Origin of the sequence: Rhabdonatronobacter sediminivivens (genome assembly GCF_013415485.1) — a bacterium.
In the GTDB taxonomy this organism is placed as follows: Bacteria; Pseudomonadota; Alphaproteobacteria; order Rhodobacterales; family Rhodobacteraceae; genus Rhabdonatronobacter; species Rhabdonatronobacter sediminivivens.
This window is the reverse complement of record NZ_JACBXS010000047.1, coordinates 1-20,741: the sequence shown is the minus strand read 5'-3', so window position 1 is coordinate 20,741 and position 20,741 is coordinate 1. Positions and strand designations below refer to the sequence as shown.

Sequence of the window (20,741 nt, the reverse complement as noted above, 5' to 3'; positions counted from 1 at the left end):
CTGCGCTTCACCCGCTGGACGGGGCAGGGGATCTTCATCATCCCCAACACATCCTCCTTCATGTTCCGCCGCGCGCCCATGCGCGAACATCTGGGCTACTGGGACACGGTGCGCTTTTCGGCCGACAATGAACTGGTCCGGCGCATGCGGCTGGTGTTCGGGCGCAAATCGGTGCAGTTCCTCAAGACCGGGCCGCTGTCCTTCCAGCGCGACAGCGACACCTCGATCGTGGCCGATGACGTGCTGGGCATCAACGGGTTCCTGTTCGGCGCGCGCAAGGAATATTTCGATGCGCAGCGCGTCCACCATGCCAGCGGCGCCGCGCTGAAATACGACAACAGGCAGCGCCATTTCCAGGTGCCGACAGTGATGCGCCCGGACCGCGCGCAGCTGACCGCGCAGGCGCGCCATATCCCCGTGATCGTGGGCACCGAATGGCGCATGCCCGGCGGCAGCATCGAATCCAGCCTCGAAGACCTGCGCGCCCTGCACAGGCGCGGCCAGCGGGCGGCGGTGTTCCAGCTGTCGCGCTATGACCTGAACACCGGCGACGGCGTGCGTCTGCACATGCTGGAAGAGGCGCGCGCCGAGATGGAGCGCCTGGGCACGCAGGTGCTCTCCTACGGGGATCATGTCTCCTGCGATCTGCTGATCCTGCGCTACCCGCCCAGCCTGTGGCATGACCAGCGCTACCTGCCGCAGATCGACGCAAAGCACGTCAAGGTGATCGTCAACCAGCCCCCCATGAGCGATTACGGCCCCGAAGGCGTGCCCCGCTATGACATCGCCGCCTGCGCCGCCAATATCCGCCGCTGGTTCGGGCGCGAGGCCACCTGGCACCCGATCGGCCCGCTGGTGCGCGACGCGCTGGTCACCCACCACGGGGCAGAGCTGGGCGCGATCGACCTGTCGGCGCAGGACTGGCACAACATCATCGACATCTCCGGCTGGGACCGCGGGATCCGCAGGCGCGGGCCGGGGGACAGGTTGCGCATCGGCCGTCATGCCCGCGACCATGCCCATAAATGGCCCGACACGGCCGCCGATATCCTGGCCGCCTACCCCGAGGCCGAAGACACCGAGGTGCATGTCCTGGGCGGGGCGGCCACCGCCGAGAGAATCCTGGGCCGGATACCGCCGAACTGGGTGGTGCACCCTTTCGGCAGCCTGCATCCGCGCGATTTCCTGGCCGGGATCGACGTCTGGGTCTATTTTTCGCACCCCGACTGGGTCGAAAGCTTCGGGCGCACCATCATCGAGGCCATGGCCGCCGGGGTCCCCGTGATCCTGCCCGAGGCATATCGCCCCCTGTTCCGCGATGCCGCCCTTTACGCTACGCCCCAAACCGCGCTAGCAATGGCACAGGCGCTGCATGCCGACCCGGCGGCTTACAACCGGCAGGTCGCGGTGGCGAAGGACTATGTGCGCGCGCAGTTCAGCTATGAGATGCATTACGAGAGGTTGAAAGAGCTCCTGAGTGCCTGACCCAGCGAACAAGATCCGGATTGAAGTCGTCGATGCGCCGCTGGAACAGGTTCAGTCAGAGACGATACCCGTAAATCTGCGCATTCCTCTGCAGGAAAAACCGGTTGTCCTGAAGAAGAGCGGGCGCAACAGTGTTCATCGACATCTGCTCGAAGATCAGATCTTCGGCAAGATATCCATTATCGAGAAACGGTATTTCTCGGCGCGCTATTCGACCGGTTTCAAGATCTATCGCGATCTGAGAACGCGCAGTGGCGATATCTGGAGAATACCGCAGATCCATTGTTTGCGCGCGGGGCATGATTTCCATTCCATCTTCATGGAGGATACCGCCTTTTCAGGGTGTCTGCCCATCAAGCGCACGGAAAGGAACATGCCCGGGATCGCATCTGCCATCGGGGAAATGAATGCGGATCTGTCGGATCACGGGGATATTGTGTCAGCAATCGCCAAGGATCGGAAGCCGCCGGGGCTTCTGGACCTGTCAAATGTCAAGCCGTTCGTGTTCAAGGATTTCTTTGACCAGAAGCTGGCCGACAAGGCACGGCAGGTTCGGTCCGGACTGATTGAAGCCATGCATGAAAACGACAGGATCACGGCGGCCCTGTCCTTTTCCCTGGCACATGGCGATCTGAACAGATCCAACATCAACTGGGATCCTGCAGGCGAAAAATACGTCTTTTTCGACTGGGATACCGCCAGCATGCTTCCCTGTGGCGGCGATCTGTCCCAGTTCCTGTATTCGACATGGTGGGGGTATCTGGCGTCCGGGAGGTACATGCGGGCCAAGTCGGTGGATGACATCACCAGGATCGAGGCCCCGGTCATTTCGGCCTATCGGCGCGCTCTGGGGCGCAATGACGTGGATGAGGAAGCCTGCCTTGTCGGGCTTTCGATCACGCTTGCAAGAGTCCAGTTTCTCAACCGCCTGCCACATGCCCTGAAGGTCATGAAGGCGCCCGAGAAAGAAGCGGATCATGAAAACATGGCGATTTTCTGCGAGAAGCTCAATTACATGCTGGAAAGAATGGTCTGGCTGACGCGGAAACTCAGGACCTTGTAGGGGCCGGTCCCGCATATTGCGATATTGCATACAGGAAAAGATATGACCATGAAACTGCCGGCACAGCCGGGAAAGGTCACGCTTGCCGAGCTGAGCGCCCTGCAGGACATACAGGCGCCCGCCGGGGATGCGATGCCGCAGGAGGCGCCCTGCCTGTTCCACGAAACACGGGACGGTCTGCGGTTCGATTACCTCTGGCACCCCCGGCCCGGGTCAGGGCGGCTGTTCGTGTTGTTCTCGGGCATGATGAACCGCAAGAAGGGCATGGTGCCGCCCGTGTTCCAGCGCTGGAGCTGGGCGGACCATTTCCCGGGCCATTGCCTGTATGTCTCGGACCCGTTCCTGCATCTGGACGACCGGGTCGAGCTGGCCTGGTATGCGGGGACAGCGGCATGCGACCCGATGGTGCAGATCATCGAAACGGCCCGGAAGATCGCCGCGCCGCTGGGTATCCCCGCGCAGGAGATATACGGCTATGGCTCCAGTGGCGGGGGCTTCGCCGCCCTGCGCCTGGCGGCCATGATGGACGGGGCGAATGCCATCTGCATCAACCCGCAGACCGATGTCACGAAATATCAGGCCTCCGGCAAGCGATACCTGAAGATCGCGTTCGGAGCAGAGGACCGGCAGACGGCCGCCGCGCTGGTGCCCGAGCGTGTGACGCTGGCCCATTACCGCACCCGGCTGCGGGACTGCCGGATCATCTATATCCAGAATGTGCTGGACAGGCATCATTACGACGATCATTACCAGCCGTTCTGCCGGATGATGGGCCAGGACAGCGCCGAGAATGACACCCGGGGCAATTTCCGCCGGCTGCTGTTCTCGCATGAAGGCGGACACAAGCGGGCCGAAACCCCGGAGGTCTTTGCCAGGGCCATGTCCATCGTGCAGGACTGGAGCGTCTAGAGTTCGCAACCTGACACAAGATACCCGATGGCTGCTTGGAGCCCTGAGCGATCGCTCCCCGGCGCGGAATCAAGGGCGTCAGCCCGCCGCGCCTCGCCGGGCCGCCCCCCGGCACGGCGACTTGGCTGCCACAACTGCATAGCCTGGAAGTTTTACGGATCTGGCAACCATAAAGTGACATAGCCCGACCCTCAGATCGCCGCACCCCGGCCCGACGCTGCGCGGCTCTGCGCTTATGCCCAACATCCGCAAGGTCCGCATAGCCGCCCCTCGCAACATCACCCCTACCAGGCGACTGAAGAAGTGCCACGCCAACCCGTTTCCTCGCATGGGCCCGGGAAACTGTTCCGCACCACGCTCGCCACAGGCTCCGCCCGGGCGACCAGCCCCACCCTGAAAAGGCTTGATCGGATGACCGTATCTGGCACACTTCAGATCAGGCGGCAGCAAATTCCCGGAATTTCACTCGTAGCGCTGACGTCTGTCAATTTCACGAAGAACAGAACTGGAGCAATATATGAAGAAACGCCTTTTTCTGATCGCCGCCATGGCGATCTCGCTTTCCGCCTGTGAGCAGACAGTCCATGCGGCCTCGGACGATGCTCTGACCCAGGCGGTCGTCGGCCGCACGCTGACCCAGGGCCCCAATGCACTTACGGTCAATCCGGATGGAACATTGACAGGCCAGGTTGGCCAGGACGGGATGGAAGCGCAGGGCACCTGGGCGGTGCGCAACGGGCAGTGGTGCAGAACCTTTACCACGCCACAGCATCTGGTAGGAACGGCCTGTCAGGATTTCGAACTGGTGAATGGAACCATCACCTTCATCACCCCCCAAGGGCCATCGGCCCCCTGGACGATCAACTGAAGGCTGACAATCGATAGATAACCTGGCGGCTGCGGGGACAGGGCGCGGAAATCGATCCTGGCGTCATCCCTGCAGTGCGCCCGGGGCGCAAAGGGGGCGCCCCCTACCCCATCGGCGGACTGTTGCCGTGCAACCGGCGGTGCCAGGTCCAGGCGTGGGCGATCATGTCGTCCAGGCTTGCTTGCGGGGTCCAGCCCAGATCGGCCGCCGCGCGGGTGCTGCCAGAGACCAGCCGTGTGGCGTCGCCCGCGCGGCGGGGCCCAAAGCGGGCGGGGACCTCCAGCCCGGTGACGGCGCGGGCGCGCGCGATCACCTCGCCCACCGAATAGCCGCGCCCGGTGCCAAGGTTGAACACCCGCGGCCCGCGCCCCGCCGCCAGCCAGTCCAGCCCCAGCAGATGCGCGCGCACCAGATCGCTTACATGCACATAGTCGCGGATGCAGGTGCCGTCAGGGGTGGCGTAATCGCGCCCGTGGACCACCAGTTCGCGGCGCATCCCGGCGATGGCCTGCAACAGCACGGGGATCAGATGCGTCTCGGGGTCGTGGCGCTCGCCGATCTCGGCCTCGGGGTCGGCGCCGGCGACGTTGAAATAGCGGAAGGTCACCGCGCGCAGCCCGTCGCTGGCGCCAAAATCGCGGATCATGTCCTCGATCGCGCGTTTCGAGGCCCCATAGGCGTTGAGCGGCGCCTGGGGGGTGTCCTCATCGAGCGTCACGCCGTCATGTTCGCCGTAAACCGCGCAGGTGGAGGAAAACACCAGATCCCGGCAGCCCGCCGCCAGCATGGTTTCCATCAGCGACAGCGCGCCCAGCACGTTGTTGCGCCAGTATTTGCCGGGATGGGCCATGGCCTCGCCCACCTGGCTGAAGGCGGCGAAATGCAGCACCGCCACCGGCTGGTAGCGGGCAAAGACATCGGCCAGCGCGGCGCTGTCGGCCAGGTCCAGCCGCTCCAGCGGGCCGAAGCGGACGGCATCGGCAAAGCCGGTGGACAGGTTGTCCACGCAGACCGGCACATGCCCCGCCGCGCGCAGCGCCTTGCAGGCGTGCGAGCCGATATACCCCGCGCCCCCCGTGACCAGCACATGCGCCCCGGCCATGGGTGCGCTCAGCCCGTCTTGCCGGGTGTGGCGTCTGGCGTCCGGGCCAGCCGGTCGGCCAGCAGGGCGCGGAAGCGGTCGCGGTATTCGGGGTGTTCCAGCGCGGTATCCACGATCGCCGTCAGATAGCCGAATTTCGCCCCGCAATCATAGCGGTGCGAGGGGTTGCGGATCGCCCCCACCCGACCGCGCACGGCCAGGGCGTCGATGGCATCGGCCAGCTGGATCTCGCCCCCCGCGCCGGGGCCAAGCGCGGCCAGCACGTCGAAGATCTCGGGGTGGAACACGTAGCGGCCAAAGGAGGCCAGCCGCGAGGGCGCATCCTGCGGGGCGGGTTTTTCCACCAGCCCGGCGACCTCAACCTGCGCGCCATCGGTGCCACCCGGGCCGGGGCGCAGGATGCCGTAGCTTGACACCTCCTCAAGCGAGACCTCGGAGACCGACAGATAGCTGCGCGGGTCCCGGTCATAGGCTTCGACCAGGGCGGCGGTGGGCAAGCGCGCGCCGCGCATCATGTCATCGGCCAGCAGCACCGCAAAGGGGGCATCCCCCACCGCCGGGCGCGCGCACAGCACCGCATGGCCCAGGCCCAGCGGTTCGGCCTGGCGGATGAAGATGCAGTTGACCCCGCGCGGGACGATATTGCGCACCAGGTCGCGCAGCTCATGCTTGCCCTTGGCGGCCAGCTGGTTTTCCAGTTCCAGATTGGCATCGAAATGATCGCCCACGGCGCGCTTGTTGCGCCCGGTGATGAAGACCAGATCGGTGATCCCGGCGGCAATGGCCTCTTCCACCGCATATTGCACGATGGGCTTGTCGATGATCGGCAGCAGCTCCTTCGGCATCGCCTTGGTCGCCGGCAGGAACCGTGTGCCCAGCCCGGCCACGGGGAAAACCGCCTTGGTGATCCGTGTCACGCAATCCTCCTGTCAAAAAAGATGTTCTTTTCTATCCCATGACCTTCAATGCACCACAAAGCAGGGGCTTACAAGCAAGGCGCCCCGGGCCGGGGGCGGATTTCTGCGCATGCCCCCTTGATCCCGGCGCCCGGCGCGCTGTCTTAGCCACAGGCGCCCCGGAAAAAGGACCCCCCGCCATGCCGATGCTTCAGATCCCCCCTGCCCTGCGCGCCCCTGCCCTGCGGTGGCGGGCATGAGCGCCACCCCCGATGTGATCGTGGTCGGTGCCGGGCTGGCCGGGCTGGCCTGCGCCCGGACGCTGAGCGACGCGGGCCAGAGCGTGCAGGTGCTGGACAAGGGGCGCGGGATCGGCGGGCGCATGGCCACCCGCCGGGTGGTGCTCGACGGCGCGACCCTGCGCTTCGACCATGGCGCGCAATATGTCACCGCCTATGACCCGGGCTTTGCCGCCCTGCTGGCGGATGCTGCCCGCGCCGGGGCGGCGGCGGTCTGGGATGAGACCGGGCCACGGCTGCGCCATACGGGGGTGCCGGGCATGTCGGCCCTGCCGCGCCATCTGGCCGCCGGGCTGGCGGTGACCCAGGGCACCACCGTCACCGCCCTGCGCCCCGGCCCCGGGGGCTGGGCGCTGCAGACCAGCGCCGGAACCATGACCGCGCCGCGTCTGGTGCTGGCCATTCCCGCCCCCCAGGCCGCGGCCCTGCTGGGCGGCGCGCATGCGCTCAGCGGCGCGCTGGACGGGGTGGCGATGGCCCCCTGCCTGACCCTGATGGCGGCCTTTCCCGCCGGACCTGCCGCGCACATGCCCCCCGATACGCTCTTTGAAACCGATGCCGACCACCCGCTGGCCTGGATCGCGCGCGACAGCAGCAAACCGGGGCGCGCGCTGCCCGGGGCGGGGCGTGGGGCGGGGGGTCGGGCGGGGATCACCGGCTGGGTGGCCCAGGCCAGCCTGGAATGGAGCGCGCAGCATCTGGAAGACAGCGTCGCGCAGATCGCCGCGCGGATGCTGCCCCTGCTGGCCGCGCGGCTGGGGCTGGACCCTGCGGAGGCGCTGCACGCCAGCGCCCATCGCTGGCGCTACGCCCGGGTCGCCCGCCCGCTGGGCACCGCCTTTCTGGCCGATGCCCCCGCCAGGCTGTGGCTGGGCGGCGACTGGTGCCTGGCCGCCCGGGCCGAGGCCGCCTGGCAAAGCGGCCGCGCCATGGCAACGGATATCCTGGCCCGGGGATAGGTGCGGAGCAGATGGTGGGGGACCACGGCCCGGGCGGGTCAGGGTCCGGCGGCCTTTCGCCCCCCATGACACGCCCCGTCACAGGAAGATGCCCGGACAGGCTGCCCCCGGGGACAGGCGGATCGCGCGGGGGCGGGCTGACGCGTAACCGCCCCCCATGCGAAAGGGGGCGGCGCGCTGATGCCCCCGGAGGGGGCCGGGATCAGTAGGCGCTCATGTCGCCCAGCAGGATGCCCTTCATGTCCAGCCCGGACAGGTCGCCGTCAAACCCGGCAACCTGGACGCCGGTTTCGTAATTCACCGCATCGCGCCCGGTGACGGTTTCGGACAGATCGGCCTCGGCATCGACAAAGACCCATTGCGGCGCATTGGCGCTTTCCAGCCCCACCGCGGCGCGCAGCACCTCCAGCGCGTCCTGGGCGTTGATCTGCCCATCGCGGTTCATGTCGGCGGCGATGAAGGCCTCGGGGGTGGCCTCGCCGAAGCTGGGGGTCAGGCCCACGGCCATGCGCAGCACCTCCAGCGCGTCCTGGGCCGTGGGGCGGCCATCCGAGGACTGGTCATAATCGCGCGTGGCCTCCAGCCGCCCGCCCGTGTCCGAAGGCATGAGGTCGAAGCCGAACTCATCCCCCTCACGGGTGTGGCGGGTCAGCGCGACGCTGCGGCCCGCGGGCTGGAAGGTGACGGTGGCACCGTTCATCCCCTCGCCGCCCATGTCCACCAGCCGCCCCGACAGCGTGACCAGCCCCTCCAGCCCGCCGCCATCGGTGTCGGGGACCACGGGCGGGGGGGCGTCATCGGGGCGGGTGTCCTCGTTCTCCTGCGCGGTCTGGCCCGAGCCGATGAAGCGGTCATCCCCGGTCAGCAGCACATCCAGCAGCGCGTTGTTGAAGGCCACGGTGCCCGGCTCCAGCCCGGCGGCTTCCAGCTGCGCGGCGGCGGCGTCCTGCGCCTCTTGCGAGAAATCGGCCACCGAGACCATGGCCGTGGGGTAATCGGGCAGATAGAAACTGTCCGGCCCCTCGCCTGCGGCATAGGTGAACAGGCTCTGGTCCTCTGTGGCCACGCGCCAGGCATCGCGGTAATCGCCATAGAGGTCTTCGAAGGTCAGGGGGCGGTCCAGCACGGTGCCATCGGGCAGGGCGATGTCAGTGTCCGGGTTGCCGTCGAAATTGCCCAGCAGCCCTTCGACAGTGCCCGCCCAGGCGTCATCCAGCCCGACGATGATATCCACCCATTGCGGCCCCACAATCACCTGCACGGCGCTGTAGCCGGTGTCCATGTCGCCGTCACCGGTATGGACCATCAGATAGCTGTTGGTGCCGGCGTTGAAATAGACCCGGTCGCCGCCCAGTTCGATGAAGCCACCATCCTCGATGGTCACGGCCTCGCCATTCACCCGCAGGGGATCGGGGCCCATGGCATCGACCATGACCGAGGCGCCATCCAGCTGCACGGCGGCGGCGATATTGGCGGTCACATTCTCGCCCACCGGGGCCATGCGGGCCTGGACCTCGAAATCGCGGCCATCGGTGGCCCGCACCATCACGTATTCGCCGGCGGCGTGGAAATCATAGCCCACCCCGTCCAGCGTCATCAGATGCGGATCGCCCAGCCCCCAGGCCGGGCCGGGCGGCAGCGGCGGGAACACCACCGGCTCATCGTCGCCGGGGCCGCCGTTGTCATCATCGTCATCGTCATCATCGCCGGGGCCGGGGACGGGGGGCGGGCCGAACAGGGATTCCGGGTCATCGGCCCGCGCGATCAGATCGCCGCCGGGGTTATAGACCTCGACACAGGTGACGCCGAAGAAGGTGAAGAGCGCATCCAGGTTCAGATCGTCCAGATCATCGGGAATGCCAAAGGCGCGGAAGGAATAGCTGCCCGGGGCGTCCAGATCGACGCGGATCCAGTCCAGATCGCCCTCGGGGTCGATCCGGCCCAGGAAATCGCCCACGGGTTCATTCTCCATGGGGTCGCCGACCGGCAGGGTATAGGGGGTGGTGATATCGGCCGGGGCGTCGGCCTGTTCCTCGATGCGCTCGTAATCCTCTTCGGAGATGTCGTCACCGGCAAAGAAGTTGATGCTTTCGATCAGCTGGTAGAAGCCGGAGGTCTGCGGGCCTTCGGGATCGGCCCCGACCTGGATGAAATAGGTGCCGGTGCCTTCCTCAAGAACCGTGAAGTTCAGAAAGGCGGTATCCTCGTTATTCGAGGCATTGATGAAGCCCGCCTCGCTGACCTGGGGCATGGGCTCGCCGCGGTCATTGAACAGGGTCAGCTCGGGCCAGATCATGCTGTCTTCGAAATCATCGAAGGCGCCCGCGGCCTCGAAGAAGGTCGCCAGGTTGAAATCGAAATCGCAGAAGACGATGCGATAGCCGTCGATCTCGATCTCCAGCGCATCCTCGGTGAAGCTGGCGGTCAGCAGCGTGTCGCCACCATCGGACAGGACCACATCCGATATGCTGTAGCCGTCGAAGATACCGTCCAGCAGGCTGAAATCAGGCTCCTCGCCCTCCTCATCGGCCTCCTGCAGCGACATGAAGAAGGCATCGAACCCCATGAGGATCTCGCCGAACTGTTCGAAACTGTCGGGCAGGGTGCCGGTGATCTCCAGCGACTGGCCGCCGCTGACGATGCTGTAGCCCGCGGGCGAAATGCTCATGTCCAGGATGCGGGTGGCGCCCGCGCCGTCCTCGCGCGATGCGAGGTCATCGAAATGGTCGATGGTGATCGTTTCGAAACTGCCGGTGGCGGTGCCCTCGATCAGCGCCTCCTCGAAATCCGCGTCATCGCCCAGCGGGCCAAAGCCCGACCCTTCGATGGTGACCGTATAGACGCCTTCCGCCCCCTGACCGCCAAAGGAGAACGGCTCGGCCAGCAGGGTGATGCGGTCCGCGGTAAACTCTTCGGCGGTCAGGTCGGGGCCGCCGCCGAAGAGGAAGACAAGCGGGTTGAAGGGGGCCAGCAGCTCATCGAAATCCAGCTCGAAATCATCGAGGGCTGCGCCAACGGTGCCGTCGGCAATAAGCTGGTCAAATTCCTCGGTCCTGAAAACTTCGCTCATCGAACGACTCCCCCGTTTTTTCCTGATATTTCGCGGGCCGAAGGTCAGGGGTGATGACGGTGTTGTCAATATCCGAGTAAGGGCCTGCGCAGGTTCATGCCGGGGGCTTCAGCGCCAGACCACAGGCCCCGGCCCGGCGCCCGCCCCACCCCCCGGCACGGGCGGCATCGGGGAGGGTGTTGCGGGTGTCGGGGGCGGGCGCAGTCAGAGCGGGGACCGGATGCCCTGCCCCGCCCACCCCTGCCCAAGGATGATGGCCCGCGGAAAACATGGTATGGACTGCAGGCAGCTGGGGCCTGTTATCTGCAAAATACGGCTGTTTCGGACAGTATGGAAGGGCTCTGGCGCAGAGCGCGCGCCCGTTTGCGCACCGCGCAGCGGCACGGGGGCGGCACGGGGGCGGCACACCCCGCCCGGAGCCCCGCCAGCCCCTGAACCCCCGCGGGGGTTCAGGGGTGCGGCACCGAGCCTCCGCCCTTGATCACGTTTGCAAACGGTCGTTTCATCGCAGCATCCGAAATTGCAAACGCCCCCCCCTGCCCCACCCGGTCAGCTGTTGTCACGCAGCCAGGCCACCAGCCGGTCGCGCAGGGGGCCATCCACCCTGGTGCCCGAGAGCGTGAGCCGCGCGCGGGAAAAGCCGCCTTCGGTCTCCAGCCAGATGCCGGGGCGGATTTCCTCGCGGTGGAGGGTTTTTTGCGACTCGGCGGATGTGCCGCGGGGGGTGTCGGGGGGCGTGTCGTCATGCGTATCGGCGGGGCTGCGCGGTTTCGCGGCGGGTGCGGTGGGAGTGGCGGGGGCATCGCCCGCGCCAAGCGCACGTTCCAGCAGGGCCAGTTCCGCGGCCGCCGTCTCGGGCGCCGATTTGCGCAGGCGTTCGCGCAGGCGGGGGCGCAGGTCGGGGTCACGCTCCAAAGCGCGGGCCAGCGCCAGGCCCAGCCGTTCGGGGATGGCGCTGGCAAAGCGCAGCCGGTCATCCAGCGCATCATGCAGCACCAGGAAGCTGGCGATCTTGGAGCGGCGCGCGCGCGGGGCTGCGGCAAACAGCGCGGCGATGGCGGCGCGCGGGTCCGGATGCACCCCGGCCCGGGCGGCGCGGGCGGCGATGCGGGCGCGTTCGTAATAGGAAATCCCGGCGCGGATCTCGTTTTCCTCGACCATGGCGCGATAGGCTTCGGCAGCGCTGGCGGGGCGGCGCAGAAGGGCCAGCACGGTGCCGAAGCGCGGATCACCCGTTTCCGCCAGCAGCGTGCGCAGCGCCCGCAGCCGCCGCCAGCCCGCGATCAGCCCGAAGCGCCCGCCCTCCAGCGCCACCACCTCGATCGGGGCCTGCTGGCCGCGTTCGCGGATCGAGGCGATGAGATCGGCCATATCCGCGGGGTCGGCGGCCATGCGGTCGCGCAGCAGATGGCCCTCGTCGATGGCATCGAGCGGCAGGGATTGCACCAGCCGCCCTTCGATGCGCGCGCGGTGCCACTCCTGCGAGAGCTCCTCCAGCGCATGGGTGGCCGAAGCCTCGCCCGCCACCTGGGCGATTGGGGGGGCCGAGAGCAGGGGGCCGGGCGTGGGTCTGGCGCCCGGCTGTGCGCCGGGCATGGATCTGGCGCCCGGCTGTGCGCCGGGCATGGATTTGGTTTCCGGCGCGGGGCCAGAGCGATCCTCGGGCGTGCGATCCTCGGGCGTGCGATCCTCGGGCGTGCGGGCTTCGGCGGTGCGATCCTCGGGGGTGGGGGGCAGGGTCAGGCGTTTGCGGCGGGCCATGGGCGGGGTCCTTTGGGGTCAGGGAGGCGGCAGGATGGCGCCGAAAGGTGAAGGCCGCGCTGCCGCAGCGTGCGCTGGCCGGGGCGGGGTGTGGGGCGGGAGCCGGAGCAGGCCAGAGCGGGGCCTCAGCCACGCGCAACGGCACAAGTGAAAAAGAATGTTTCGCGCGCGAAACATGGGGGTATCAAAGCATTGAAAATAAAATCTTTTACCTGAAAAACCCCGGAAAGCCCCGGCCCTGTTTCGCGCAAGGCCCGCGCCGCCCGAAATGTTTCGCACGCGAAACATGCGTGCATAAGCAATTGAAAAATTTGATTTTTTCTGTGCAAACCCCGGAAACGCCCTGCTCATCCCCCGCCCTCCTGCGCGGCGGCCAGTTCATCGCGGCGCCAGGCGCCGATCAGCAGGCGCTTGAACATGGCATAGGTCTCGTCAAAGGTTTCGCGCCCGCGGATATAGGTCTCGCGGTTGAAATCGCGGTAATCGGCCTCATAGATGCCCGAGACCTGCTCGCCCGCCTGGCCGATCAGCGCCGTGTAGCCCTGCCGCGCCGGGGCCAGCGACCGGCCCAGCCAGGCCTGCATGAGGGCCGCCAGCTCTGCCTGCTGCGCGCCGTCATAGCGGGTGATGACCGCGCGCACCGCGTCCCATTCGAAGGCCAGTTCAGGTCGGCCCAAGGCGCGGGCGGCCAGGTTCTCGCCTTCCTCGATCGAATTGAAGGTGGCGTGGAGCATGTCGAAAAACCGCCCCGTGGAGTCGAACTCCAGAAACGATGCCCCGGTGGGGACCAGCAGGATATCCGCCGCCGCCAGCCCGTTGATGGTCAGATAGCCAAGCGCGGGCGGCGTATCCAGGATCACGATGTCATAGCGCTCCAGCACCCCGTCATCGGCGAGGCTGTCTGTCAGCGCATCCCACAGCTTCCAGCCCCGCGCGGCCATGCGCCAGACGGGGATCTGGAACTCGGCCCAATAGAGGTTCAGCTGCGCGCCGATCAGGTCGATATTGGGCCAATGGGTGCCCCGGATCAGATCATCCGCGCCCAGCTTCAGCGCCTCGGCCAGGGTGTCATCAAGCGGTTGTGGCGCCTCGCCCCGGTCGATCCGGCGCTGGTTGTCGGCGCGCAGGTGGCGGGCGTAATGGCGCGCCAGCAGCGGAAACACCGTGCCCCATTCATCCGCCACCCGCGCGCCAAAGATCGAGGACATGGACCCCTGGCTGTCCAGATCGATCACCAGCACCTTGTAGCCATCAAGCGCGGCCGACATGGCCAGATGCGCGGCGGTGGAGGTCTTGCCCACCCCGCCCTTGAAATTCGCCACCGCCACCAGCTTGGCGGGCAGGTCCTTTGGCCGCCAGGGCAGGTAATGGCGGTTCTTCGCCCCCCCTTCGGCGAAATGGGCGCGCAGGCGCAGCACCTCATCGAGGGTGAACCAGCGGGTGCCGCCATCGACCTGGGCATGGCCCTGGGGCAGATCGGGGTTGGCTTTGAGCACCCGGCGGAAATGGCCCGGGGCGACGGGGATCAGATAGCGCGTGATCTCCCAGGTGGAGAACATCCGCAACCGCCGCTCCCCACTGTCATCAAGGCCCCGCGCGGCCAGATCGGCGCGCCCGCGCGCGCAGGCTTCGGCCAGGGCGGCGAAACTGGCGGTGCCGACGGCGCCATCAAGATCCGCCAGCGCCGCATCGGGGGCGATATTGGCATGGGGGGGCGGGGGGGCATCCGTGGCCATGCTGGCGCCTCATGTTTGCATTTTTTGGCAATGTAGCGGTTTTTTGCGCACATGCAAATCCTATGCGCACGCCTCTTGCCTTTTCTCAGCAAATTCCGGGGGTTCGGTCCTGGTGGCGGGGCCGGGCTCCGGGCGGGCGGGATCGGCAATTGGCGGATCAGCCTTGTTATATTTGGTTATAGTAAGTGTTACAGGCTTCGGGGCCTGTCGGCAAAGCCCTGAAACCAAGGGATTTCGCTGCCCTTTTTCGGGCGGGGGCGATTCCGGAACCACGAAAGGGCGACTCGGAAACCACGCCAAGGCGATTCCGCTCCCACGTTCGGCGGCAGGCTCTGGCTGGACAGCGCCTGTGGATAACTCTAGGCTGGGTGTCATTGAAACCACGAATCCCGGGCAGGGGTCTTGCGGGCTTCGCAACGGTGGCGCCAGACCACCCCGAAGACACCGGCCGCCCCGCAGCACGGGACGTGGCAAAGGGCATGGCAGAGGCCGCGGCAGAGACTGGGGCAGAGACTGGGGGCAGAGGGCAGGCGATGACAGGCAGGGGCAGAAGGCGCGCGCGCACAGCCATATCCGGGCTGCTGCCATGAGCACGCCCGCCTCCCCCGGCCTGCTGCCGGACCGTCACCCCCAGGCGGATTTCTTCCTCTGCGATATCCTGGGCGCCAACCCCAAGGATGACATGGCGACCATGGAACACCCGGTGTTCTCGCTCTCCACCCGCCCTGATCTGCGGGTGCTGGACTATCGCCACAACGGGGTGGAAGTGACGGTCACGCCCTCGGTCCGGGGGCTGGCGACGATCCATGACAAGGACATCCTGATCTATTGCATCAGCCAGTTGATGGCGGCGCTCAATGCCGGGCGGCCCGTGGCGCGCACGCTGCATCTGCGCGCCCATGACCTGCTGGTGGCCACCAACCGCGAAACCTCGGGCGATGCCTACCGGCGCCTGCGCGAGGCCTTCGAGCGGCTGGCCGGCACCCGCATCACCACCAATATCGCCAGCGGCGGGCTGGAGACCACCCGCGGCTTCGGCCTGATCGAGGCCTGGGAGATCGTGCGCCGCACCCGCGGGGGGCGGATGGTCTCGGTCGCGGTGACGCTGAGCGACTGGCTCTATCGTGCGGTGCTGGCGAAATCGGTGCTGACGCTGTCGCGCGATTACTTCCGCCTGCGCAAACCGCTGGAGCGGCGCGTCTATGAGCTGGCGCGCAAGCATTGCGGGCGCCAGCCCGAATGGGTGATCCGGCTGGAGGTGCTGCACCACAAATCGGGCTCGGCCTCGCCCCTGCGGGTGTTCCGGCGCATGATCCGCGACATGATCGGCCAGGGCCATCTGCCCGATTACCGGCTGGAGGAACTGCCCGGCGACCGCATCCGCGTGACCCCGCGCCGCGCGCCCGCCGCGCCGGGGACGGGGCCCGCGCCGCTTGCGCCCGAAACCCTGGACGCCGCCCGCGCCCTGGCCCCCGGCCATGACGTCCACGCGCTGGAGGCCGAATGGCGCGCGGTCTGGGCGGCCACGGGGCGCAAACCCCTGCGCGCCCCCGCCCGCGCCTTTCTGGGCTGGGTGAAGAAGCGCATGGCGGCGGGGTGACAGGCCCTGCAGGGACGGGCCCGCCCCACCCTGCCCGCCCCCCCCGCTTGTCTGTGACCGGCCCCTTCGCTAGACAGGAGGGCGAAGGGCGCCCGTTCCCGCAGGGCCTGGTTGTGGGGCCTTGCTGCGGGAACCTTGTTGCGGGGACGTTGTTGTACCTTGTTGCACGGAGGGAATGTCATGGCTGCCAAATCCCCGCGGTCCGGCGCCGATGCCGAAGCTCCCGGTTCGCGCAAATCCGACTCTTCAAGGCCAAAGACCCCCAAACCGGTCGTGTCGAACCTTGGCCCGCTGAACGATCCACCGGCCAAACACATCCGCGGCCGCACCGGCCCCGGGGATGGCGGCACGGTCACGCTTTGCGTCAATGACCATCCGGTCGTCCGCACCAGCGTCCATGACCATGGCAAGACCGCCGGGCAGTTCTTCTTCAGCTGCGCCGAGCTGGCCGATTTCCTGGGCGATGGCGACCGCATCAGCGTGCGGGATGCCGGCGGCAGCGCCATCCCCATCCGTTCCGCCGGGGCGGCAACCGAATTCGTGGTGGCCACCGGCACCCCCAGCCGCTTTGCCGATCTGCGCGCGAAACTGGACGCAGGCCATGTCTTCACAAAGTTCGGCAAGCTGCAGGAGGGCTGGACGCCTGCGCGCCGCATGGCCGTGCGCGGGCTGTTCGAAGCCGCCGCCAGGGTGCTGGCCGAGGAGTTCGGCCTGGTGCTGGTCCCCGCCTATGGCAACCTGCTGGGGGCCATCCGCGAAGGCGGGTTCATCGAACATGACGCGGGGCTGTTCGATGTCAGCTACCTGTCGGCCCATGCCGCCCCCGCCGATGTCACCGCCGAGGCGCTGGCGGTCTTTGCCCGGCTGCATGCGCGCGGATTTGGCTCGGCGGGGTCCAAGGGGGCGGCGGTCTATGTCTCGCACCCGGAGTTCAAGGGCGTGAAGCTGGATTTCAACTGGGCCTGGTTCGGCCCGGATGGTGCGTTCGATCTGTCCATGGGCTCGCGCTATGAGAAATGCCGCGACCGGGCCGCCTATGAGGCCCCGCGCACCGCCTTTCTGGATGACTGGGCACTGCGCGTGCCCGGCAATGCCGAGGATATCCTGGTCCAGCTTTACGGCGTGAACTGGGTCACCCCCGATCAGGGCCACCGCACCGGCGCCCCGCTGACGAACGATCCGCGCTATTCCCTGGATGACGCACAGATGGCCGAACTGGCCAGGCTGCGCGCCCGGACAAAGGCCCGCACCGCCGGCAAAGCCGCCAGGCCGCCCCGGTAACCGGGCAGCTTTGGCAGCCGTAGGGGGGCGGCACCAGAGGAGGGGCGCGCTTCCCCCCCCCGCGCGCGTCCGTCTTGCCCCCGAACATCCGCATGCGCCCCCCGGGGAGGCGATCCTGCCCAGGGCCGCCGCGCTCAGGACGGGATCGCTCAGGACGGGGGCGCAGGTCGGGGGCTCAGGACGGGGGGGCTGGCGGGCAGGGGGTCCAGCAGCAGCGCCTCCCAGAGGGCATGGACATGGGCGGGGTCATAGGGGGCCATGCTGGCCGGACCGGCGGCGCCCAGCCGGGCGCGGCGCGCCTCATCGCCCATCAGCCCCGCCAGCCCCGCCGCCAGCGCGGCGATGCGCGCCTCGGTATCGGTTTGCGTGGTGGTTTGCGGGGTGGTTTGCGTGGCGGGCGGGGTGTCCGGGTGCGGGCCAGAAGCAGGGCCAGCATCGGGGCCAGAATCGGGTTTGGCGGCAGGGGCGGGCTCCAGCAGCACCCCGGTCTGCCCGTCGCGCACCAGCGCGTTCAGCCCCGAGCAATCGGCAAAGCCCAGCACCGGCAGCCCGGCGGCCAGGGCCTCGGTCACGGTCAGGGGAAAGCCTTCATGGGTGGCGGGATGGGCCAGCAGGGCGGCGCGGCGATAGGCGGCGGCCATGTCGCGGGTCTGGCCCATCAGGGTCAGGCGGGCGCGGGCCTCGGGCGCCAGCGCGGCGATCTGCGCGCGCAGGTCATCCTCCTGCGGGCCTTCGCCGTGGATCTGCACCTCCCAGCCGGGGAAGCGCGCGGCGATCCGCCCCCAGGCGGCGATCAGCAGGTCATGGCGCTTGACCGGCGCCAGCCGCCCCACCGCCAGCACGATCCGGGCCGCTTCCGGGCGGGCGCGCGCCGCCGCCGGAACGGGGGCAACGGCATTGGGCAGCACGCTGACGCGGGCGCGCAGGTGGGGCGGATACCAGGCGCGATAGGCCTCCAGCAGGACGGTGATCCGGTCCAGCCCGGCCATGGCCTGCCAGCGCCGCGCCCGGTCCAGCCGCCCCCGGTCCCAGCGTTCGGGGTTGTGGAAATCCTGCGCCGGAACATTGTGGGTGGAGCCGACCAGCCGGGGCGCTTCTGCTCCCTTGTGGCGCAGTACATTACCCGCCGCGGGGGCGCGCAGTACATTACCCGCCGCGGGGGCGCGGCGCAGGGCATCCCCCGCCACCGCCGTGGCGGTGATCGCCGGGGGCAGGAAGGCCACCGCCACATCCGGCCGGGTGGTGCGCAGATGCCGCGCCAGCCGCCGCCAGAACCCGCCATGGCGCGCGGTCCAGACCAGCCGGTCCAGCCCCGGCACATCGCTCAGCCGGTATTCCAGCGGCCCGCGCAGCCGGTCCAGCAGCCACCGCCAGCCCCGGCGCGGCGGGCGCAGGTTGCTCAGCATCACCCCGGGGGCCAGCGGCCAGGCGGGCGGGCCCTCGGCGCGGTCATGGGTCAGGATTTCCACCAGATGCCCGCGCGCGGCCATGGCATTGGCGGTATCGATCAGCACCCGCTCCGCCCCGCCCCCGCGCCCGGCCAGCCGGTCGATCACAAAGGCGATCCGCCGCCCCGAGGCCCGGCGGGCCCGTGTCGGGGCGGGGGCCGTGTGAGAAAGGGGGGCCGGGTCAGCGGGAGGCGCCGGAGCGGGGGGCGCCGCCCGTTCCGGGGGGCTGGCGGGCGGCGGGGCTGGCGCCGCCGCTTCCGGGGTGCGCGCGGGAAATCCTTTTTGGGTCAATGCATTGACCTTTCATGTTTCGCGCGCGAAACAGCGCCGGGCGGGTGGGGGTGCCGGGGATGGCGGGGCGGGCCTTCGCATCGGGGGCTCATGGCTTTGCCCCTTTCCGGCGCGTGTTCCGGTCCCGCTTCCGGGTCTGCACCTCCTCCACAAGCGCGCGGAACCGGGCGAACGCCTTTGGCGCGGCCTCGGGCAGGGCCAGCGCCTCGGGCGTCAGATCGGCCAGCAGCCGCGCCCGCGCCGTGGCGCATTCCCAGCCCAGCCAGCGATCGGTGCGCGGCTCGAAGCTGTGGAACTGCCCCGGGCGGGGGGTGAACTCGCCAAAGACCGGGCCGCGATCGGTGTTCAGGAAGTCGATGCGCAGGAAGGGGGCGGGCACCTCCTGGCTGATCCGGGCGGCCAGCCGGAAGAAGGGCGCGGGGTCGGTGCGGCTGTCGAACCCTGAGGCCTCGTATTTGCCGATGGGGGGCGGGCCGGCCTCGGTCCGGGGGGTGTGGCGGGGGTGGCGGTGCCAGGCGTGGCGCGGGGCGGGGCCGGTGCGGTCCACCTCCAGCGCCAGGGGGGTGCGGCCGTAGAAGGTATAGACCTTGATATCCGTGGGCAGGCGGGGCGGGGCGGTTTCAGGGCCAGCCCCGGGACCAGCCCCGGGACCAGCACCGGGGCCAGCATCGGGGCCAGCATCGGGGGCACCATCGGGGGCATGGAGCCGCGCCTCCACCAGCCAGCGATCGGCCAGACCCCGGGCCACATGCTGCGCCATGGCGGCGCGCAGGGCGGGTTCGTCCAGGCCCCGGGCGGCGGGGCGCAGCTGGTCGATCCGGCCTGCCGCATCCACCAGGAACACGCCCCGGCCATTGCCCGCATGCACGGGCTTGATGACCGTATCGGGGCGCAGCACCACCGCATCGGCGGGCACCCCCTGCTGATAGAGGCGCGGCAGGCGCAGCCCCAGGGCGCGGGCGAAGGCGCGGCCATGGGCCTTGTCCTCCAGCAGGAATTCCTGGGCATGGCCGCAGCGGCGCTGCAGCGCCCGGCGCAGCTGGCCCTGGGCGCGGATCTCGGTGGCGAAGGACAGGCCCGCATGGCCCGGAAAGCCGCCCATGTCGCGCTGGATATTGTCATGCAGATGGGGGGGCAGGATCGCCTCGGACAGGGCGACCAGGGCGGCGCGCTCGGGGCTGTCACGGCCCAGGGACGCGCGGGCGCGGATGGGGGCATAGAGCGTGTCCGACAGCGCGCGGGTCAGGGCGTGATATTGCGCGGTGGCCATGCACAGGGGCGCGGGCAGGGCAGAGCTCTGGAGGGCGGGCGCCGCCGGGGGCGTCTGCGCCGCGGTGCTGGTGGCGGGAGGGGCGGGGGCAGGGGGTGCGGCAGAAGAGGCGGGCGGATCCATGAGGGGCGCCGGGCCGATGGCCACGGCGCGGGTCGCCCCGCCCCCGTCCAGCGCGCCCCCGTCCAGCGGGATCAGCGCGGCCAGGGCCTGACGCAGGGCGGGCGCGGGCCCTTGCAGATGCAGCTCCAGGCTTTGGCCCGCCTGCGCCGCCGGCCCGTCATGGAGGCGCGCCTGCACCGCAACCCCCAGGGCGCGCCCCCGGCGGGTGGCGGCGCGGGCGGTGGCGGCCGGATCCTCCAGCCCGGCCAGCACCATCCGCGCGGCGGTGACGGCTGTGCCTCCCGCTCCGGGGCCTCCCGCTCCGATGCCCTCCGCCGAAGGCAGGCGCGCGCGCAGGCTATCGCTGACGCGCCTGCGCCAGGCGGCGAAGATGCGCCTCATGGCTGAACCTTTCCTTCACGGCCGCGCGGGCGCGGGCCACATGGGCGGCGCGCGCCGCCGGGTCGGCCTGCAGCTTGCGGGCCAGCGCTACCGCCGTTTGCGGCGTGGCGTAAAGGGCTGCCTCGCCGAAGAGCACGCGGTAGTCTTCGGGCAGGATCACGGGGACCCCGGCGGCCATGGCCTCGATGATGGTGCGCCC

Annotated in this window: 15 protein-coding genes; 7 read left to right on the top strand and 8 right to left on the bottom strand. The window is 68.7% G+C overall.

Annotated features, from left to right (window positions below; all coding sequences use genetic code 11):
- From HUK65_RS15950 to HUK65_RS15935, 4 genes are all read left to right on the top strand, one after another.
- Window positions 1–1,485, top strand: a 1,485-nt coding sequence (locus tag HUK65_RS15950; RefSeq protein ID WP_179907270.1) for a glycosyltransferase family 4 protein, incomplete at its 5' end; no start/stop codon positions are given.
- Window positions 1,478–2,548 (top strand): phosphotransferase, encoded by a 1,071-nt coding sequence (locus HUK65_RS19140; RefSeq protein ID WP_179907269.1) that lies wholly within the window; start codon window positions 1,478–1,480, stop codon window positions 2,546–2,548. The genes HUK65_RS15950 and HUK65_RS19140, both read left to right, overlap by 8 nt.
- 48 nt (window positions 2,549–2,596) lie before the next feature.
- Entirely contained in the window at window positions 2,597–3,457 is an 861-nt protein-coding gene (locus HUK65_RS15940) for a hypothetical protein (RefSeq protein WP_179907268.1), read from the top strand.
- A 517-nt stretch (window positions 3,458–3,974) separates the two neighbouring features.
- Entirely contained in the window at window positions 3,975–4,325 is a 351-nt protein-coding gene (locus HUK65_RS15935) for a hypothetical protein (protein ID WP_179907267.1), read from the top strand.
- A 103-nt stretch (window positions 4,326–4,428) separates the two neighbouring features.
- Here the strand turns inward: HUK65_RS15935 and galE are convergent, their stop codons facing one another.
- Window positions 4,429–5,427: a UDP-glucose 4-epimerase GalE gene (gene galE / locus HUK65_RS15930; protein WP_179907266.1), complete on the bottom strand. Its 999-nt coding sequence runs from the start codon at window positions 5,425–5,427 to the stop codon at window positions 4,429–4,431.
- Window positions 5,428–5,435: 8 nt separating this feature from the next.
- Entirely contained in the window at window positions 5,436–6,344 is a 909-nt protein-coding gene (locus tag HUK65_RS15925) for a UTP--glucose-1-phosphate uridylyltransferase (RefSeq protein WP_179907265.1), read from the bottom strand.
- A 235-nt stretch (window positions 6,345–6,579) separates the two neighbouring features.
- On the opposite strand from HUK65_RS15925, the gene HUK65_RS15920 reads away from it, so the two are divergent.
- On the top strand, window positions 6,580–7,581 hold the full coding sequence (locus tag HUK65_RS15920) for an NAD(P)/FAD-dependent oxidoreductase (protein WP_179907264.1): 1,002 nt from the start codon (window positions 6,580–6,582) through the stop codon (window positions 7,579–7,581).
- 202 nt (window positions 7,582–7,783) lie between these two features.
- Here the strand turns inward: HUK65_RS15920 and HUK65_RS15915 are convergent, their stop codons facing one another.
- The 3 genes from HUK65_RS15915 to HUK65_RS15905 all read right to left on the bottom strand — a co-directional run bounded on the left by HUK65_RS15915 (window position 7,784) and on the right by HUK65_RS15905 (window position 14,148).
- A complete protein-coding gene (locus HUK65_RS15915; protein ID WP_179907263.1) occupies window positions 7,784–10,651 on the bottom strand; it encodes a VWD domain-containing protein in 2,868 nt (955 codons plus the stop codon).
- 549 nt (window positions 10,652–11,200) lie between these two features.
- Complete coding sequence (locus HUK65_RS15910; RefSeq protein WP_179907262.1) at window positions 11,201–12,412, bottom strand: ParB N-terminal domain-containing protein; 1,212 nt, start codon at window positions 12,410–12,412, stop codon at window positions 11,201–11,203.
- A 347-nt stretch (window positions 12,413–12,759) separates the two neighbouring features.
- Window positions 12,760–14,148 carry an AAA family ATPase gene (locus tag HUK65_RS15905; RefSeq protein WP_179907261.1) on the bottom strand — a complete coding sequence of 463 codons (1,389 nt, stop codon included), beginning with the start codon at window positions 14,146–14,148 and terminating at the stop codon, window positions 12,760–12,762.
- Between the two features lie 586 nt (window positions 14,149–14,734).
- Between HUK65_RS15905 and HUK65_RS15900 the strand changes: the two genes are divergently transcribed.
- Window positions 14,735–15,748: a replication initiator protein A gene (locus HUK65_RS15900; protein WP_179907260.1), complete on the top strand. Its 1,014-nt coding sequence runs from the start codon at window positions 14,735–14,737 to the stop codon at window positions 15,746–15,748.
- 180 nt (window positions 15,749–15,928) lie between these two features.
- On the top strand, window positions 15,929–17,029 hold the full coding sequence (locus HUK65_RS15895; RefSeq protein ID WP_179907259.1) for a hypothetical protein: 1,101 nt from the start codon (window positions 15,929–15,931) through the stop codon (window positions 17,027–17,029).
- Window positions 17,030–17,178: 149 nt separating this feature from the next.
- Here the strand turns inward: HUK65_RS15895 and HUK65_RS15890 are convergent, their stop codons facing one another.
- The 3 genes from HUK65_RS15890 to HUK65_RS15880 form a co-directional block, all read right to left on the bottom strand.
- Entirely contained in the window at window positions 17,179–18,768 is a 1,590-nt protein-coding gene (locus HUK65_RS15890) for a glycosyltransferase (RefSeq protein ID WP_179907258.1), read from the bottom strand.
- An 88-nt stretch (window positions 18,769–18,856) separates the two neighbouring features.
- Complete coding sequence (locus tag HUK65_RS15885; RefSeq protein ID WP_179907257.1) at window positions 18,857–20,542, bottom strand: ATP-grasp fold amidoligase family protein; 1,686 nt, start codon at window positions 20,540–20,542, stop codon at window positions 18,857–18,859.
- The coding region (locus HUK65_RS15880) for a glycosyltransferase (RefSeq protein ID WP_179907256.1) at window positions 20,499–20,741 on the bottom strand (243 nt) is incomplete at its 5' end. The genes HUK65_RS15885 and HUK65_RS15880, both read right to left, overlap by 44 nt.

Excerpts from the sequence above, each read along its gene's own strand:
- HUK65_RS15940 (WP_179907268.1), top strand. The coding sequence starts at position 2,597 with ATGAAACTGCCGGCACAGCCGGGAAAGGTCACGCTTGCCGAGCTGAGC.
- HUK65_RS15935 (WP_179907267.1), top strand. The coding sequence starts at position 3,975 with ATGAAGAAACGCCTTTTTCTGATCGCCGCCATGGCGATCTCGCTTTCC.
- galE (WP_179907266.1), bottom strand. The coding sequence starts at position 5,427 with ATGGCCGGGGCGCATGTGCTGGTCACGGGGGGCGCGGGGTATATCGGC.
- HUK65_RS15920 (WP_179907264.1), top strand. The coding sequence starts at position 6,580 with ATGAGCGCCACCCCCGATGTGATCGTGGTCGGTGCCGGGCTGGCCGGG.
- HUK65_RS15915 (WP_179907263.1), bottom strand. The coding sequence starts at position 10,651 with ATGAGCGAAGTTTTCAGGACCGAGGAATTTGACCAGCTTATTGCCGAC.
- HUK65_RS15910 (WP_179907262.1), bottom strand. The coding sequence starts at position 12,412 with ATGGCCCGCCGCAAACGCCTGACCCTGCCCCCCACCCCCGAGGATCGC.
- HUK65_RS15905 (WP_179907261.1), bottom strand. The coding sequence starts at position 14,148 with ATGGCCACGGATGCCCCCCCGCCCCCCCATGCCAATATCGCCCCCGAT.
- HUK65_RS15900 (WP_179907260.1), top strand. The coding sequence starts at position 14,735 with ATGAGCACGCCCGCCTCCCCCGGCCTGCTGCCGGACCGTCACCCCCAG.
- HUK65_RS15895 (WP_179907259.1), top strand. The coding sequence starts at position 15,929 with ATGGCTGCCAAATCCCCGCGGTCCGGCGCCGATGCCGAAGCTCCCGGT.
- HUK65_RS15885 (WP_179907257.1), bottom strand. The coding sequence starts at position 20,542 with ATGAGGCGCATCTTCGCCGCCTGGCGCAGGCGCGTCAGCGATAGCCTG.